Genomic DNA, 18,344 nt, shown 5'->3' with positions numbered 1-18,344 from the left:
AACAAGTACTCATTAAAGAATTAATTCTTCATGCAAAAAATTCAGAATTACATCAACGGCGCGCTGCATGCTCCATTGTCAGGACAATATCTCGACAATTACAATCCTTCTACAGGTGAAGTCTATAGTCTCATTCCTGATTCCGATGAAAGAGATGTAGCTTTGGCAACTGAAGCGGCAGAAGCGGCTTTCCCGGAATGGTCTTCCATGCCAAAAGAAAAACGTTCCCGTTTGCTGATGAAGCTGAGCGACATGATTCTTAAAAATCTGGATCGATTTGCATTGGCGGAATCTGTTGACCAGGGTAAACCACTTTGGCTTTCTAAATCAGTTGATATTCCCAGAGCCGTATCGAATTTTCATTTCTATGCTACCGCTGCTTTGCATGCGCATACAGAAACGCATGCAATGGAAGATACAGCTCTGAATTATACCTTACGCACACCGGTTGGAGTCGCGGGTTGTATTTCACCCTGGAATCTTCCACTCTACTTGTTTACCTGGAAGATTGCTCCTGCTCTCGCTGCCGGTTGCACCGTTGTCGCCAAGCCGAGTGAAATCACTCCGATGACCGCATTCCTGCTGAGTGAATTGTGTATCGAAATTGGTTTTCCAAAAGGTGTATTGAATATCGTACACGGACTCGGACCAAAAGTTGGAATGGCCATTGTTTCTCATCCTAAAATCCCTGCAGTAAGTTTTACAGGCGGAACAAAAACCGGAGAAATTATCGCGCGTACCGCGGCTCCGATGTTTAAAAAACTTTCTCTTGAATTAGGAGGAAAGAATCCAAACATCATTTTCGCTGACGCTGATTTTGAAAAAGCTGTTCACACATCCGTTCGTTCTTCTTTTTCCAATCAGGGTGAAATTTGTCTTTGTGGTAGCCGGATTTTTGTGGAACGTCCCATCTATGAAAAATTCAAAAACGCTTTTGTTGAAGAAACAAAAAAACTGAAAGTCGGTGATCCGCTGAAAGAAGAAAACTGGATCGGAGCCATCGCGTCAAAAGCGCATAAGGAGAAAATTCTGTATTACATCAAACTGGCACAGGAAGAAGGTGGAAAAATTATTTGCGGTGGAAATGAAATCCATCCTGATGGTGCCTGCAAAAACGGATACTATATTGAACCTACCGTCATCGAAGGTCTCGCCTACGATTGCCGTACCAACCAGGAAGAAATTTTCGGTCCGGTTGTCACGCTTACTCCATTTGATACGGAAGAAGAAGTATTAAAGTACGCGAACAGCACTACCTATGGATTAGCCGCAACACTGTGGACACAAAATCTGAGTCGCACTCACCGCATGAGCGCGAAAATTCAAAGTGGAATTATCTGGGTCAATTGCTGGTTGCTGCGCGATCTGCGTACACCGTTTGGAGGAATGAAAGGTTCCGGTGTTGGACGTGAAGGAGGATTTGAGGCTTTGAATTTCTTTACGGAGGAACGGAATGTTTGTATTCGGTTGTAGTTTAAGACATTTTACGCTCTTTGGTTGATCGCTTTTTTTCGCGCAAAGGGCGCAAAGGTATAACGCAAAGGACGCAAAGGGGCTATCATAACTTACAAATATATCAGTGAAGAAAATTCCATTAAGAATTTTTTTTCTGCGATTCAATCCAGTGGTTGATTTTTTGTTCAAGGATGGATAAAGGCAAACTGCCTCCATCAAGTACCGCGTCATGAAAACCGGCGATGTTGAATTCATCTCCTAACTCTTGTTCTGCTTTATGACGCAGCTCACGGATTTTTAATTGTCCGATTTTATAACAAAGCGCCTGTCCGGGATAAGCCATGTATCTTTCGATTTCACTGGTGATCGCCTCTTCACTCTCACCTTCATTCTCCAGTGAAAATTCAATCGCCTGCTCACGTGTCCAGCCTTTGAGATGCATGCCTACATCCACAACAAGACGGATCGCGCGGTGCATCTCTTCACTCAAGGACGCGAAGTATTGATACGAATCCTCGTACAAGCCGAGTTCTTTTCCCAATGATTCCGTATACAAAGCCCAACCCTCTACATAAGCACCGTAGTTGAGGAATCGGCGAAAGACAGGAAGTGAATCGTTTTCCTGCGCAAGTGAAGTCTGATAGTGATGACCCGGAATGGCTTCGTGTAAAAACAAATCTTCCATGCCGAATGAATTAAATTTTTTAGGATTTGGAATCGGTGTGTAAAAAATTCCCGGACGTGCTCCATCCGGAGTTCCCTGGATGTATTCCGCGCTTGCGCTGGCTTCCCGGAACTTTTCAGTCTCACGAATTTCAAATTTTGTACGCGGAACTTTGTTGAACAACTTGCTCAGCTGAGGTTTCATGTGTTCATGAATATTTCCAAAAGAATCCAGCACCTGCTGTGCAGTGGTAAACGGGAAAAACTTTTTATCCTTATTCAGATATGTAAAAAATGAACGCAGATCACCTTTGTAACCTGTTTGCTCTTTCACTTTTTCCATTTCCGCACGCAATCTTTTCACTTCCGACTGACCCAATGCAAAAATAGAATCCGGCGAGAGATCCGTTGTGGTCCACAAATGAGCAAGGAAACTATACTGTTCCTTTCCTCCAGGTATATTTCCTATTCCTGCTTTATCCTGGCATTTGGAGATGTATTCGTCTTTGATAAAATCATATAGTTTTTTATAAGAAGAAATAATCTTATTGGTGATGGCGAGCTGATATGCGGAATCAATTCGTGATTTATCCGATGCAGAAAATTCCGCTGGCATATTTGTCACAGGCATATAGAAAATACTTTTCTTCACATCCGTCACCAACATGTCTTTCAATTGCGGAAGTACACGCTCCATCAGGGTTTTATTCTGCACAATTCCTTCGCGCATTCCTTCACGCATATTCTGGATCGCGGTATCACACCAGATGGCGAATCTGTCGACACGAGACAACCAATTGTCATAATCCTGTACAGTCTTGAACGGTTGAGAACCCTGGCCTGTTCCCATTTGACCAAAAGTCAGTGTTAAAGAGGTGAACTGATTAATCGGCATCAGATAATCTTTGAACTCGAGACCTTTCAGACTCGTCTCCAATTCGTATTTCAGAATCTCATAGCTATAACGATCCGATTCATTCAAATCATCCGCTGAAAATTTCGCAAGGCTGTCGAGATATGATTTGAAAAATACCCGGAAGGAATCACGGTATGCCAGACTGATATCAATCGGAAGCAGGTTGTTGTAGCGATTGTCTCCCTGAAATGTCGCTTCCAGCGGGCTCAGACGCATCCGGTCTTCCTGGTAATTATGAAAAACAGATTTGAGAGAGGCACTTTGATCAGTCTTCTCAGAAGTTGCTTTTTGTTGCTGACCACAGCCAGCAAGTACAATCAGTATCAAAGCGAACGCATGTAAAGTATATTTCATAGGGATTCGAATTTAACGTTGGAAATGTACTAAGATTTCGAATACAATCCAGACTCGCATAAGCGGATTACAAAATATTCCTTCTGAAAAATGGAGAAATAACAGTTTATTAAGTGTAAGTGTTATGGAGTGTTAAGAAGTCTGTCGCATGAAATATCCCTTAGGATAGGTTCTGTGTCAATACGAAAATATTTTCCAAAGAAAGAAAAATCGGAAAAGGAGAACTCTAGGATTTTTGAATCAATTCTTCACGGAATTTTTTCAATGAAGTCAGGAGTTTCTGCTCCTCCTCCGGACTGGTCTGGAAACCGTGTTCGTAACGAACAATCCTTCCTTCCTTTGCCAGTATCAACTGTAACTCGCCGGATGAGTAATCACCTTTTGCAATATTTAATTTCAGGATCTTTTCTATTGGATATTGAAAGACCTTTTTGCGAAAGATCTTTTTTATCACCAGAACATCCTTGTAAAGTGAAACAACACTGGCAACCATCCACAAACGCAAGCTGATATAGACCAATATCAAAATGGCAGCCAATACCTCAATTAAAATATCGTTTAGTTGAATCAAAAATAAAATACCAATCAAAAGGAAGAATCCATGCTTTACTAATTGTTCCGGGTTTGAAAATGGAAATGAACGAAATTGCAATTCGGGTTTTTGGAGGGTAAGTTCCTCCTCAGTCCAAATAGCTTTTTCCTTCCTGATGCTTCGTATTTTGAAATCAGGCTGAAGTGGATCCTGATTTAGTAGAATGCAAAGATGACTATACAATTGAGGAAGATTTTCCCGAAAGGATTTTGATGCTTCAAAGAAATGTTCAACACAAACCGCGAAAAACTCCTGCTGATTCGTGGAGGCATAAGATCTTAAAAAGGACGAATGATTTTCATCCTGCATTTTTTCAAATTCTTCTTTCGCAAAATAATTCCATGTAGGATAATACATGGTAAAAAATTCATCAGCATCATCACCCAAACGCTTCTCGAGGTCCAACGCATGTGCCATTTCATGCAGTCCTACATTATACGTATCATCCTTGAACGCGTATCCTTTTTTGAAATCGGTCCAGGAGATCACAAGAATTCCTTTTGTATTCGCTTCTCCGATATGGTATTCCCCTGTGACAGTGCTCAGAAATTTTTCGGGATAGATGAGGATTTTTTCAAAATGATCAAGCGTGTATTTCTCGAGTCCAAGCGTCAGCTGTATCGCGGATGCTGCAATCATGATCTTCATTTCATCCGTTACTTCCAGATTCTCCCTTCCAATATATTCCTTTGATCGTACAAATCTCCGGACACGAATCAGAAATTTTATTTTCATATCCTCCGGCAAGCGGTCATAATAACTAAACTTCCCGGCAAACCAGATTTCATATTTGCTTTTCAGATTCCCATCAATAGCTCCTCCGAAACGAAGAAGATATGAATCAATCATTCCTCTGAATCCATCAAATGCAAGACTCAAAATGAAAAAAGCGATGTACCCCAGAAAGGAGACTACGAACCCGATACCAATAAAGAAAAAAATGCCCTCAATCATGCCGGAACAAGAAAATCATTTTCAAAAAGAAATGCAATATTTTTAGTGCAATTTCACTTTGTATTTTTCTGCCATCTTCTGAATTTGCTCCTCATTGACTCCATGAATGTTATTTTGAGAATGGTACTTCTCAACCGTAAGTACAAACACCCTGTAATTGAACTTTGATGCCAGTTTAAAATATGGTTCAATTTCCCAATCAAGCGTAAAAGTATTGTCGACAATAATTTTTGATTCTCCTTTTTCCATTGCAGACTGAGTGTCCTCTTCACATTTCCGGTAAGCAAGATAATTTTTATCAAACTCAAAATTATACTCCCCTGTTTCCTGGTTTGTAAAAAAGCTGTCAATTGAAAAAACCGGGTATTTCCCTTCTTCACTCAGAACTTCGGCCAATGTGGATTTCCCGCTGCCGGGAAGTCCCCGGAGAAGAATCAGGGATTTTGTCTGCATGTTTAAAATGTATTTTGTAAGCGTATTAACTATGCTGGATTGTATTAATCCCTATTTTTCCTTTATTAAAATTTCGCGCTCACCTGAACACGGATGGTTCTTGGTGATTCGATTTTTAATGGCCGCAGAGAATAAGACAAATTCGTCAGATTAGAACTGACCACAGAAACCGAGAAGTTTTGATTCACCTCTACTCGAATTCTTCCGTCGTAAACAGTCGTACCTCCTTTGTGATTTTCCCTGTACTTTTTAATTCCGGTAGGAAGACGATATGGCATATCAATATCGTAAAACACTTTATCGATATTCTCCATAAAACTGTAGTAGTTCATACTACACCCGATACTGATCATTTTCCAGGTAATTTCAAGATCCGCTTTTATCGTTTTCCTGAATCTGTATTTCAGAACATTGTCAGTTGTATCTGTACTTGTAGACAAATAACTCAATTGTGTCGGAGTAAAACCCGGACTCGGCTGGTCAACTGCATAGACATAATCCTTTTCCAGAGTCTGTGGAAGCGTATTTGTATAACCTGCCAGAAAAGTAATCGACCAGTTTCTGTTGAGTTTCCCTTTTCCTGCCAATGAAAATTCAAATCCACGTACGCGTGTCTCACCGGTATTGACAAATTTAAATCCCGCTGAATCCGGTCGCCACAAAGCATACGTGTATTCGATGGTGTTCGAATAAGATTCCTGGAAGAGGGCTGCATCAATAAAACCGTAAACGTTCCGGATTTTAAAACCCTGCTTCAAACCCATTTCAGCGCCATGGCTTGTTTCTGGTTTCAGATCAGGATTCGGAAATACAGAGATTCCTCCGACGCTGGTGAAAATAAATTTCTCCGTGATGGTAGGATAGCGATAACCTTCACCGTAAGAGGCCCGGAAAAATGTTCCTTTTGAAATCGCGAGCGATAATCCTCCTCGAATCACAGGTCTGAACGAGGATGCTTCATTGTTGATTTGGAAATATTCTCCACGAAAACCTCCAGATAAATTGAGTACATCCTTGATCTTTTTATCCAACTGCACATAACCGGAATAATTTCTCATGCTATTATCCGGATGTCCGCTGGCGGAATACAATTCAGCATGGCTCGACACAGCATTCAAGACAACACCTCCGGTGAAACGGATAGATTTCATTCGTGCCAGCTCTTTGGAAATTCTGTATTCACTGAAATACACAGTACTTGCGTTAGATTGACTGTTGTTGTTTTCAACCTGATTTCGAAATATTCTTCCATGCAATTCGTGCTTCATTCCTGAAGCTGAAAAATAAGTGACGAATGGATCCAGATAATACATGATCATATTGGAAATTGTCATAGTACCCGGAAATGCTCTATACATTCCTGAACTATCATTCAGCCAGATCAATGTGAAATTATCATGGGATTGAAAGAAATTTCCGTTCAGTCCATAAGCAAGTCCTTTTATTTTCTCCGGACGATAACGCAATGCGAAATTAACACGACCCAATCGTGTGGCGACATCTTTGTCATCTTGAGTAGTATCAACAGCAATCGGAATGAATTTAACCGGCTGAGCCGGCCCGATAAAATTATGATCGTTCAATGCTCTACCGCTGATGGTGAAGTCGAGATTTTTCTTTTTCCCTAAACGAGTGGAATGAAGAAATGAAAATCCGTATTGTGGTGCCGCACCCGACCACCACTTGGCTCCTTTTTGATCCGGTGCATCGTATTGTCCGAAATAAATTTCAGCTCTTGTCTCCGGTTTTTCTTTTGGATAGGTTGTACGTACATGTATAATCCCGCTCAACGCTGAAGAACCATACAATACGGATGAAGCTCCTTTCACAATTTCAATTTGATCAATATTTTCAATCGGAATAAAAGACCATTCCGGTCGGCCCTGATCACCAATCAGGATAGGAATATCATCAATCAGAATTCCAACACGACTTCCCACTCCAAAGGAAAATCCACTGCCCGAACGAATCTGCGGTTCACCGTCCAGTATAGTCAGGCCCGGAACGGAATTCAAAACAGTACTGATATTGGTCGTATTTTTATTTTCAATCAGAGATGGTTTAATTATTTCCATGGAAACGGTGAGCTCTTCCAGTTTTTGCTCATACTTCCCTGCTGATACGACAACAACATCCAGCATTTTTGAAAGCGGCTCGAGTTTAAAATCCCGGTTCAGCCATTGTCCATCAGAAATTTCGATGTCAATGGTATCCCGCTTCATACCCAGCAATGCACAAATAATTTTATAGCTCCCCGGAGCTAAGGATAAAGTATAGCTTCCGTCAGCTGCAGTTAAAACAGCTTGTTGTGAATTTTTTAGATCATAAATGAGCGCACCGGCAACAGCTTCTCCGTATTCAGCACTGTGCACGACTCCCTTGACTCCAGATAGGTTTTGACTATGGAGAGTATTTGAAAAAAGAATAGAAATAATAAGGCAAACAACAAACTGTAAATGTTTGCTGGATGTGCTATGAATTCTCATCATCTCCAACGAAGCAAAATTAATTTACAAAAACTTTCCCTGTGAATACTTCCCGAGTAGCTTCATCATTCAATTGTATCATGTAAATTCCTTTGGCGAGAAAAGACAATTGAAAAGTCATGTTCCTGGCTTCAAATCCTGAAGAAAAAACCAATTTCCCGTTACTGTCATAAAGGTGAATTGATTTTCTGTGATCAATGGATGTGTTGACCAGCAGTTCAATGCTTGAATTCATGAAAGAGAATAAGGCCTTGCTTCCTGCAGGAAGTTCGGCGACTTTATTCGGATTGAAGATCAGCGCCAGATCATCAATATACATGGTGCTGTTCACAACAGAGTTATATCCTGCGCTGGAAGAGATGGTTGTTCTTGATAAGACAGGTGTTGCTCCGCTACGATAAGTGATGGGAACAGAAAAATACGTGTATGCTGAAACAGAAGTCGTAGGTGTTGTAAAATCCGCAAATCCAACGGTATCATTTGCAATGTCGAGCAATACAAAATCCACAAAGCCATTGTCTCCGTTTACAGGAGCGCATTTAAACCAGCCGCTGATGCTGTCAGGTCTTAACGTATATGCAAGCCCGCCTGTGATGGTTTGATTTTGCACATCAATTGTCCCTGTTGTAGCAAGGCCATTCGCTGTTTGGCCAAATACCGATTTTGTGGTCAGATGAATCGCAAAATTTCCGCTGTGCGCATCCGTTCCGCTGGCTTTTTGAGCAGTCAGAACACCAACAAATGCAGTGGAAGCGTTGAGTGTATGCCAGTCGTCCGGATCTTCGTAATTGCTAACAGTTGTCCAGTTTTCAAATCCGGGATTGGGCAATGCATTTTGTGCATACACCACAGTCGTTAGAAAAAAGGCAGAAATAAGGAGTATATTTTTAATCATGTTGATTGTTTGGAGAGGAAGTAAAGTTATAAAATTCAGCATCAGAAATACATTTCAATAAAAACAATACAAAATATATTACAGTTGAATTGTTAATAAACCAAAGTCAACACAGATTCATTTGCTTAAAAATGTGTCTTAATAAAATTTCCTGGCCCGAAAAATACTTCAATGTTTATTTCAATTAAATTTTCTTCATTTGCAGAAAGGAACATAAGTGATGGCCTATCTTGAAAAAAATTTAATCATTAAAAAATCTCTTCTTCCCGGAGCCGGTATGGGATTGTTCACAAATGTGAATATTTCCAAAGGAACGCGGATCGTTGAATACAAGGGAAGATTGCAACCCTGGAAAGATTTAAAAAAAGAAGATGGTCGAAATGCCTATATTTTCAGAATCAATAACCGAATTGCCATCAACGCGCTTCCTTATAAAAAAGCAATGGGACGATTCGCCAATGACGCGAAGGGCTTAGCAAGAGTTCCTGGACTGAAAAATAACTCGGAATACATGGTAGAAGGGAACAAATGTTTTATCGATGCGACCAGAAATATTCTGAAGGGTGAAGAAATCTTTGTTGAGTATGGAAAAGAATTCTGGGATCTGATAAAAAAAATTGAAAAGGAAAAAAGGATGAAATCATCAAAAAAATAATCAGAATACTCATCTACTAATACTAATGAAATCCGTTGAGTACAAAACAACAATTCTGAAATTTAAAAAACACGGTGAGAAAACCGGGTGGACCTATATTGTCATACCTGCGGACCTGGCTGAAAAATTGTTCCCTGGAAATAAAAAATCATTTCGGGTAAAAGGAAAACTTGATGATTTTAAAATTGAAGGTGTAGCTATACTGCCAATGGGAGATGGAGAATTTATCATGGCCATCAACGCTTCGATGCGTAAGGGAATCGGCAAGCGTGAAGGAGCCATGCTGAATGTGAAACTGGAAAGGGATAAATCCGAGCGGAAATTCGACAAGGAATTCATGGAGTGTCTCGCCGACGATCCTGTTGCATTTGATTTTTTCAAATCCCTTCCCCTCTCGCATCAGCATTATTTCTCCAAATGGATCGCGGACGCGAAAGCGGAAGAAACCAAAGCAAAAAGAATTGCCAGAAGCCTGAATGCACTGTCAAAAAAGATGGGCTACCCCGAAATGCTACGTGCAGAAAAAAAAGCAAGACAACAATAGGAAAATAATTTCCTTACACTTCCTCCTGATTTACTTTCTGTACTTGATAAATTTCGTTTTGCTGTTCAGCTGATCAGAGGAGATCTTTAAATAATATACTCCATCCGAAAGATCTTTCACCTGGAAATCCGAATGCACGATTCCAGCATGAAAATCTTTTTGTTCTTCAGCGACAATATTTCCCAGAACATCAAGAATCTGAATTTGAATTTTTCCGCTCTGCTCCAGATCGAAGTCGTATTGTAGAACTTCATTAACCGGATTAGGATAAATATGAATGTCGCCTAATGAACCTTTGATACGTACAGCAACGATTTCAGAATATGTGTACACGCCATCAAAGTCAACTTGTTTAAGACGATAATACGAAAGACCTTTGTAGGGATCTTTATCCAAACAGGAATAACTGTGCAATTCAGAAGTTGTTCCGGCTCCATCAACTGTGCCCACTGTTTCGAAAGTTATTCCATTCGCACTTTTTTCGATCACGAAATAATCATTATTCGTTTCGCTTGCAGTTTTCCAGACACACTGAACACCCTTTGGTACAACGGATGCATCAAACATCAGCAACTCTATAGGAAGCGGGGATGTGCTTTGCGCTGTTCCAAAATCCCCAAAGTCAGTCATTCCGATTCTTTGAGTTATAGCCAGAGTGCTGGTCAAAACACAGGATCCATCCAATGACCATGCACCGGAACCTGCAGGCATTCGTTTCATCACTGTCCATCCACCGGGAGATGCAGCATTGGTATAACTACGGTTAAAAACTGAAAGATCATACATCCCTGTATTTCCGTTGGCAGAGGCTTCCAGTGTCCAGTAGCCATGGTTCAATGCCTGGTTAGGAGAGTAATCCGCAAGAACACATTCGCTGGCAACAGGTCCGTTCGGAACAGCAGGCCATGTTGAAAAATGTGCGCTGATTTCCGGAATTTGAGTAGGAGAAGTAAAGTCAACTCTTGCCAATTGATACCCTCCTGCAGCATGGCCGACAGGAAAATCATAAATACCTGTAGCGTTATTGTTTAACGAGCGTCGCAAGTTTCCTTCGACATAGCTGTTAATATTTCCGGGTGACACCGCAGCGTTCGCGGGATTTGTAACAACAACTTCCCTTGCTCCTGTCACTATTTTTCCATTGGTCAATGTAAGATTTCCTGCGATGTTCAAATTGTTGTTTACACCGGCTCCGAGTATTAATGAAAATGCTCCGGTCTGACTCATTTGTACATTATCCAGAACAATATCATCATCCAGGTTTGTAAAATTTTGATTCACGGAACCGTTAAATATATAGGTTGAACCTGTGGCAGGACTCAAATGCGTGGAGATACCATCAAAATTGTAGAAATTTTTTCCGACACGAATAATCTTTGCATTTGGATCAAAGAAACCACTCTTCAATGAATCACTTTCCTTGATCGTGATATCTGAATTGATCAACAATGTTCCAGCCGGTTTTTCCATGGTCATATTAGCAAATCCATTCACGCCTGTGAGGTTACCTGAAATAGTTTGTGTTCCTGAGCCAACAAATTTTACCGTAGAGCCTGGAAGAGCGATAAAGCTGCCGTTGTTGGTAAAATCGCCACATACAGAGAGGGTAACATTTGGATTTATAGTAAGCGAAGCTCCTGCATTGATAACAATACTATTCACCGTTTGATTAGCGAGTACAGTTGGTTGATTGATGGAGGTGGAATTCACAACTGCATCCACAGCGCAATTTGGAATATTACAGGCTCCCCAGTTACCTGCAACAGCCCAACTGGTATTTGTTCCACCCAGCCATGTCATTGTTCCCGGTGTTGCTGAGTAATTCACAGGATCAGGTACACTTGAGAAATTTAAAGTGAAACCGGAAGTACTATTGGTATAATTACTAACCTCCAGCAAATACACCTGACCTGCAAGTACATTGATTGCTGACTCATAAGATCCGTTAAAGCCTGGATACATTCCAGGAGAATTCCCTGTCCCGCTGCAGCCGGAAAGTCCTAGCGCGCTGTAATTACATCGTACCGGAGCAGTGGAACCAAGCTGAGAACATTGCAAACCACTGGCTCCGATTTCCCAGATGGCAAAATCATAATCTGTACTCACAGTACTCGGTGCGCCCAGCCAGTCATTCGGAACGATATCAAATTCAAGCGTTCCATCTACTCCGATTGGAATAGTATACCATGCAGACGCTCTTTCTCCCGAAGCAAGACAATTTTGGAACGCTGAAAAATCGCAGGCATTTCCAAATGCAGTATATCCCGGATTTCCAACATTCACACTGTTTTGACAAACGGGAACAGGTGAAATACATTCTTGTCCATATACAGGCGGAAGTCCGGAAGATGTATTTACAGCAAGTATTCCAAATGTTCCGGTCATATCATTTTCACCGTCTACACGAATATAATATGTTTGACCTATCGTAAGTCCATTCACCGTAATCTGAGAATTGTTTGTAGAATTTAAACCACAGGAAATATCCTGATTACAGGAACTGCTGTTTGGAGCAACTTGTGTCAAACTGCCACAAGCTCCCTGGTACAATGCAATTTGTGTATTAGAAAGTGTACCTAAAAATGTCTTAATGATCAGGCTGGTGGTAGTCGGTACTACTTTGTACCACACTGTATTTAATTCTCCGCTTGTCCAACAGGAAGGTGCTGCAGGCTCAAGCGAACCACTTGAACAACTGTTATTTCCATTCACATTCACTCCTATTGGCAGAGTGATTGCATTGCATGGAAAATCATTAGGAGAAGTTGCGAGAGAAGTGCTTACGTTCAAATCAAAAATGACTGAACTTGGCGGGTCCCAGGAATCAACTATGATATAATATGTTCCCGGACCTGGTAAAGAAAAATTTCCGGCGACATTTCCGCCACCGATAAATCCAAGGCAATTGGCTCCGGGGCTGCCAGGACAGTTTTCATACAACTGAAAACCAGCTTGAGTGGAATTTGTATTACTCAAAGTTATTCGGATACATTCGCTACCCAATGCTGTATACGCGAAAACCATATCTTCTCCGCTTTCATAAAGAGAAGTACAGGAACCCGTACTGGAATTTGTATAATCGTTGCCTTTACATTGTGTGGTTTGATTCGTGATGTTAAAAGGAAGTGAAGCAATTGTAACAGCGTTTGCGCAGGTAGAACCCGGCGCGCCACCCGGTGAAGGAGCTGAAATGGAAATATTATAATTGTTCAGGCTATTGGCACTATTACGATCAACTACGAGATAATAAGTGTGTCCTGCAATTACATTTGTACATATAAACTGATTCCCTGAACTGCTTTGTGAATAATCGACACAGGAACCGCCCTGCCCAATAAACGGACAGCCATCATACAGCATGATCCCGACATTTGAGCTACCACTGGTAAGAGAGATGGATAAATTTCCACTGAGAGCTGGTGTGAAAACAAAAACTTCATCCAAACCCTGGTAATAGTTGCTGTTGCCACAAACCAATGCATTCAATGCGGTAATATCATTTCCTTTTCCATTGGTGGATCGTCCGATGGATACGTAAGGAAGATTCGCGATATTCACCACACCTCCGCCAAGACTTGCCGGGCATGTAGGAATCACCGGAGAAGTAACGCAGATGTTGAATTCAAAATCACCGGGTACATTGTTATCATAATCATACACTCTGATATAATATGTATTTCCTGCAACCAGGTTATTAAATGTTAGTGTTTCTACTCCCCCATTACCGGTAAGATCAGCGCATGCAAGGTTAGTGAGACCACCACAAGCACCGCCCAACAATTCAACCACTGCATTAAAATTCGGAGCCCCGTCTACAGTGATCACATGTGAAATCTGAGTTGCAGTAAACGAAAACCAGACATCATCATTCGCCGTTCCCGAACAACCGGTTGCCGGTGTTGAAGCAGTAGCGCCAAAGACTCCTGTACAAACCGGAGCACAAGCGGCTCCTACTGCACCTGGAGTAAGCGGTGTCGCGGTAACACAATTATCATTGGTCACAGCTGTAACCACATCGATGGTTCCATCCATATCATTACCTGTGAAGCCTGAATTAATTCGTATCACACGGATGTAATACGTAGTCCCGATAACCGTTGCAAAAGTGAGTGTCTCAGTAGTCCCGTTTCCTCCTGCATTTATACAGGCTACTTCCGTCATGGATCCACATGCTCCGGTGTACGCTGCAAGAGCAACATTACGTGTTCCACTTGCAACAGTAGCGACAACAGATGTGGTGGTAGAAGTAGCGACGAATTTAAACCACCCGTCTCTTCTGTTATTTGCGGATGTTACACATGCGGTGTTATTGGATACGTTCGCAGTGTTATCAACTGTCCAGGCCTGATCAATGGTATAATCCGTTGAGCCGGTACAGGGATTCACATTAAGTGTGGGAACACTGCCTTGAGGGCACAGATTGTTCGATTGAGAATACGATTCAATTGAAAGCAATAAAAGGGCAAAACAATAAAAGGTAAAAAGAATTTTGTACGGTTTCATGAGTGAGTGGGGGGTAAACTCAGTTCGGATTATTATGAATCTGCTTTTATTTGTTCAATGTGTTTATGGTTTGAATTGAATAGTTCTTTCGTATCTGTGGAATATCTCTGGTTGTCAGAGGTTCCACATTTGTATTTATTTCCTGCTTACGAATATGTTCGACAATGCTATTTTCATCAGTGATACGTGTAGGGTCATAGGTAATGATCATCACCGCAGGATCGTAACAGGCTTCGACACGCTCAACCCCGGCCAGTGCATGAAGTGATGACTCAACAATGGCGGCTGTTTTATCGGAAAGTAAAGGCATGCGCAACAGTAACTCTTTATGATTGCCTGAACTTGAATTTTGTACAACATGCTCCTGAGCATGAAGTTCTGTGTACCATGAAAGCAAAATCAGGAACAAGAAAAAGGAGGCGTATTTTTTCAAAATCATAAAATGGGGTTTTCAATTAAACGCCTTCATTCTAAATACGATTGATTAATGTCATAAGAAACCTTACAGTTTCTTAATCTAAAATCCAGAATTGGCATCCATGCAAAAGTACAATAAAATCAGGCCTTTTCGAGGGTGTATATCTATAAAGCCGCGTCAATTGGGCAAATGCAGGAAATTACTTGGTAAAAATCGCTCTGGTGGCTCATTTCGGAGGCCTTAATCCAAGAAAAAACATTAAAAAATGCACAGATTTTGTTAAAATCGGCCGGCAATGTCCTGGTTTAACAAATTATTAAAATTAAACTGGCTGTTTCACTTCCGGTACAAATCAAAAAAAAAGCGATAAGGATTTGAATCCTTATCGCTTTTCATAATGAATGGAAAGTATTATTTAGTCACCGCGAAACGGGTCATTTTCTTTGTTGAACCATTATCGATTACAATTGTGTACATGCCCTTGGCAATATTTTCAAGAGAGATCACCTGATCATTTTCAGACAAAATCGTTTGAAGTACTTCTTGTCCTGCAACATCATACACATGAACAGAAGATCCAAGATAAGATGCAACGGATTTTACATGCAATTGTTGTGAAGCAGGATTTGGATATACGACGAATCCATTTTCAGAATCAAGCGAACGAATACCAACAGTTGTAACTGTGTATGGCGCAGATAATCCAACACATCCACTTGCATCTGTAACAGCAACTGTATAATCACCAATTACAAGCGGTGTCCAGTCAGCATTCACTGCCGATGGAATAAGCGTTCCATCTACATACCACTGATAAGATACCCCACCTGAAGTTGACAACATGGAGCCATTTAAAACGATTACAGGAGTTGGAAGGGAATTGATACCAACAGTTGTTGTCGCCTGAGCAGCACAATTGTGCGCATCAGTGATTGTAACAGTAAAATCAGTAGTAGCTGTAAGTGTCGCTACCGGATTTGGATCACTGACAGAATTCAGTCCTGTTGCAGGGTCCCACAAATAAGTATACGGACCTGTTCCACCGCTGGCAGTAGGTGAACCGCCAATTGTAATGCCGGTACCTTCACAACCAGAAACAGTTGTTCCGGCATCCGCGATCAATTCTGTTGGTTCCAGGATGGTTACTTGTTGTACAGAGGTACATCCACCCGCGTCAGTAATGGTTACATCGTAAACACCACCGGCAAGATTTGTTGCAGTTGCCCCACTACCTCCGGCTGGTGACCATGAATAAGTATATGGTGCAGCACCTCCGCTTACAGTAGCAGTTGCACTACCATCATTAGCTCCAAAACATGTAACGTCAGTTTGTGACACAGATGCAGACAGTCCTGAACTCTGAGCCACCGATGCACTTGCTGTGAGTGTACATCCGTAAGCATCCGTTACAGTTACATCATAAGTACCTGCTCCAAGACCGGTAGCTGTTGCACCGGTTTGTGGAGGCACGGAATTCCATTCATAAGTGTAAGGAGAAACTCCACCGACAGGAACTACTGTAGTGGTTCCATTGTTAGTACCACAACTTGCATCCGTAGAAGAAGTTGTTCCGGTCAATACAGTTGGTTCGAATACAGAAACTGTTGCAGTTTGGCTACAACTGGCAGCATCCGTGATCGTCACGGTGTAGGTTCCCCCTCCCAGGTTTGATGCTGTAGCTGCTGTACCTCCTGTAGGAGACCATGCATAAGTATATGGAGCAGCTCCACCGCTTGCAACAACAGTTGCAGAACCATTGTTGGATCCATTGCAACTTACATCATTGGAAGACATCGCACCAGAAATAACTGAAGCTGAAACAGCCAATGTACTCGCTGTACTACTTCCACATGCATTGTTTGCAGTCACTGAGATGTTGCCTGCAGTGCTACCAGCTGCTACATTGATGGAGGTAGTGGTAGAAGAACCAGTCCAGCCTGAAGGAAGACTCCAGGTATAACTTGTTGCGCCGGAAACAGCTGCAATAGAATAGGAAGTTGAAGAACCGGAACATACTGTAGTGTTACCTGTAATTGACCCAGGTTGTGCGGGAGTTGTACAGGATTGTTCAGCCAAAGCAAGGGTACCGGAGTATACATAGTCTCCGCCTTCATCGCCCTGATGATCTCCTGCAAGCCCGGTGAAATAAAATGTCACAGCACCCTGCGCCTGCGGCCGGTGCCACCCAGTTGAAGTTAAATGTGTGTGTGTTTGGTGTATGTCCTCCATCCAATTGGTGTACAACATTTGACTTAACACCTGACATTTTAATCTGTGTTTCAGCAGAATTGGTTATTACCAATGTCCCGCCATTTGTATTTGAAGCGTTTAGAGCTTCACAATCCAACCCAAAAACTGTACTGCCTGTCCGTGCGACAGTTATACTCATATTGTAGGTAGTTCCGGGAGTGTACACACCGCCGGTAATTCCTGAAATGGAAACAGATCCACCACCGCTGTTCAAGGCGAAATCACCATGACAGCTGGTGCATGTTCCTTCTCCCGGAGAGCCTGTTCTACCCGCCCTTCCATTGTCACTCATTTGCTCGCTTGTCAATAATGCTATGCATGCAAGCGGCAATAAACTAAGTAGTAATTTTCGAATCATGATTTTATGTTTAATTTGGTTTTTATATATTGAGGTATTGGTATAATGTTTTGCTTTTGTCAAATTTTGCAATGCTAATTTATTGGAAATAAGCTCTCCCGCATCCGCCGTGAAGATACTAAGCAAAGTCAATACTGTTGCGGACTTTCATCATGTTATATAAGGAAATCGACGATTTTCATTCATACTCCAAAATCTTCCACTTCAGAATAAAAAATACCATCCCAAAAATCTGTTACTGGAAAAATTCAAAGGTGATTCCAATAAAAAAATAATTATTTGATGGAAATTCCAATTCATAAATGAAAATAAACAACAATTACTGAACCATATCCTGTAATATTGTTGTGCTTTGAATCCTTATCTGGAATCGTTCAAAACAATGCACTAATTCCCTTTATCTATGAAAATTCACTCCTTGAGATTAAGCCCCGGAAATGACCTTAAACATTCCCTGGATTCATATGCATCAGACAAAAAACTCGATGCCGCCGCAATTGTAACCTGTGTAGGCAGCCTCACTGTGGCAACCATCCGGTTCGCGGGGAAAGAACAAACGGATTCTGTTCCGGGCCCGCTGGAAATAACCTCCCTTACCGGAACTTTTTCAAAAGAAGGTTCACATTTTCATATTACCGTGACTGATCAGGAGGGTAAAGCCAGCGGAGGTCATTTGAAAGAGGGCTCAATTGTCCGTACGACTGCGGAAATTGTTATTCTTGAACCCGAAGATGTCTATTACCTTCGTGAAACAGACGCTCAAACCGGCTACAAAGAATTAAAAATTGTTCCCAAATAAACCTTTGTACACTCCCCCAAAAAAAAACTCCGGTTTTCACCGGAGTTTT

13 protein-coding genes are annotated in these 18,344 nt (G+C 41.5%); 4 read left to right on the top strand and 9 right to left on the bottom strand.

What is annotated here, in order from left to right:
- Positions 1 to 30: 30 nt before the first annotated feature.
- Positions 31 to 1,473 carry an aldehyde dehydrogenase gene (locus IPP86_01335; GenBank protein MBL0137155.1) on the top strand — a complete coding sequence of 481 codons (1,443 nt, stop codon included), beginning with the start codon at positions 31 to 33 and terminating at the stop codon, positions 1,471 to 1,473.
- A gap of 121 nt (positions 1,474 to 1,594) precedes the next feature.
- Here IPP86_01335 and IPP86_01330 read toward each other — a convergent pair whose 3' ends face one another.
- From IPP86_01330 to IPP86_01310, 5 genes are all read right to left on the bottom strand, one after another.
- On the bottom strand, positions 1,595 to 3,388 hold the full coding sequence (locus IPP86_01330) for a DUF885 domain-containing protein (GenBank protein MBL0137154.1): 1,794 nt from the start codon (positions 3,386 to 3,388) through the stop codon (positions 1,595 to 1,597).
- Between the two features lie 226 nt (positions 3,389 to 3,614).
- The gene (locus tag IPP86_01325) at positions 3,615 to 4,934 is read right to left on the bottom strand and encodes a zinc-dependent peptidase (protein ID MBL0137153.1); all 1,320 of its coding nucleotides are present in this window, start codon (positions 4,932 to 4,934) and stop codon (positions 3,615 to 3,617) included.
- A 42-nt stretch (positions 4,935 to 4,976) separates the two neighbouring features.
- The gene (locus IPP86_01320; GenBank protein ID MBL0137152.1) at positions 4,977 to 5,387 is read right to left on the bottom strand and encodes an ATP-binding protein; all 411 of its coding nucleotides are present in this window, start codon (positions 5,385 to 5,387) and stop codon (positions 4,977 to 4,979) included.
- Between the two features lie 65 nt (positions 5,388 to 5,452).
- Positions 5,453 to 7,759 (bottom strand): TonB-dependent receptor, encoded by a 2,307-nt coding sequence (locus IPP86_01315; GenBank protein ID MBL0137151.1) that lies wholly within the window; start codon positions 7,757 to 7,759, stop codon positions 5,453 to 5,455.
- Between the two features lie 133 nt (positions 7,760 to 7,892).
- Positions 7,893 to 8,768, bottom strand: a complete 876-nt coding sequence (locus IPP86_01310) for a T9SS type A sorting domain-containing protein (protein ID MBL0137150.1) — start codon at positions 8,766 to 8,768, stop codon at positions 7,893 to 7,895.
- A 220-nt stretch (positions 8,769 to 8,988) separates the two neighbouring features.
- On the opposite strand from IPP86_01310, the gene IPP86_01305 reads away from it, so the two are divergent.
- Both IPP86_01305 and IPP86_01300 read left to right on the top strand, forming a co-directional pair.
- The gene (locus tag IPP86_01305) at positions 8,989 to 9,423 is read left to right on the top strand and encodes an SET domain-containing protein (GenBank protein MBL0137149.1); all 435 of its coding nucleotides are present in this window, start codon (positions 8,989 to 8,991) and stop codon (positions 9,421 to 9,423) included.
- Positions 9,424 to 9,448: 25 nt separating this feature from the next.
- Complete coding sequence (locus tag IPP86_01300; GenBank protein ID MBL0137148.1) at positions 9,449 to 9,967, top strand: DUF1905 domain-containing protein; 519 nt, start codon at positions 9,449 to 9,451, stop codon at positions 9,965 to 9,967.
- 30 nt (positions 9,968 to 9,997) lie between these two features.
- On the opposite strand, the gene IPP86_01295 is transcribed toward IPP86_01300, so the two are convergent.
- From IPP86_01295 to IPP86_01280, 4 genes are all read right to left on the bottom strand, one after another.
- On the bottom strand, positions 9,998 to 14,470 hold the full coding sequence (locus tag IPP86_01295) for a T9SS type A sorting domain-containing protein (protein MBL0137147.1): 4,473 nt from the start codon (positions 14,468 to 14,470) through the stop codon (positions 9,998 to 10,000).
- Positions 14,471 to 14,516: 46 nt separating this feature from the next.
- On the bottom strand, positions 14,517 to 14,909 hold the full coding sequence (locus tag IPP86_01290; protein ID MBL0137146.1) for a hypothetical protein: 393 nt from the start codon (positions 14,907 to 14,909) through the stop codon (positions 14,517 to 14,519).
- A 390-nt stretch (positions 14,910 to 15,299) separates the two neighbouring features.
- Positions 15,300 to 17,045 carry a T9SS type A sorting domain-containing protein gene (locus IPP86_01285; GenBank protein ID MBL0137145.1) on the bottom strand — a complete coding sequence of 582 codons (1,746 nt, stop codon included), beginning with the start codon at positions 17,043 to 17,045 and terminating at the stop codon, positions 15,300 to 15,302.
- Entirely contained in the window at positions 16,999 to 17,496 is a 498-nt protein-coding gene (locus IPP86_01280) for a hypothetical protein (protein ID MBL0137144.1), read from the bottom strand. The genes IPP86_01285 and IPP86_01280 overlap by 47 nt, the downstream gene beginning before the upstream one ends.
- Positions 17,497 to 17,899: 403 nt before the next feature.
- On the opposite strand from IPP86_01280, the gene IPP86_01275 reads away from it, so the two are divergent.
- Complete coding sequence (locus tag IPP86_01275; GenBank protein MBL0137143.1) at positions 17,900 to 18,295, top strand: DNA-binding protein; 396 nt, start codon at positions 17,900 to 17,902, stop codon at positions 18,293 to 18,295.
- Positions 18,296 to 18,344: the final 49 nt, after the last annotated feature.

Source organism: Bacteroidota bacterium (assembly GCA_016720935.1).
Lineage (GTDB): Bacteria > Bacteroidota > Bacteroidia > AKYH767-A > 2013-40CM-41-45 > JADKJP01.
Note: the sequence above shows the minus strand (reverse complement) of the source record. Positions and strands in the feature narration are given on the sequence as shown.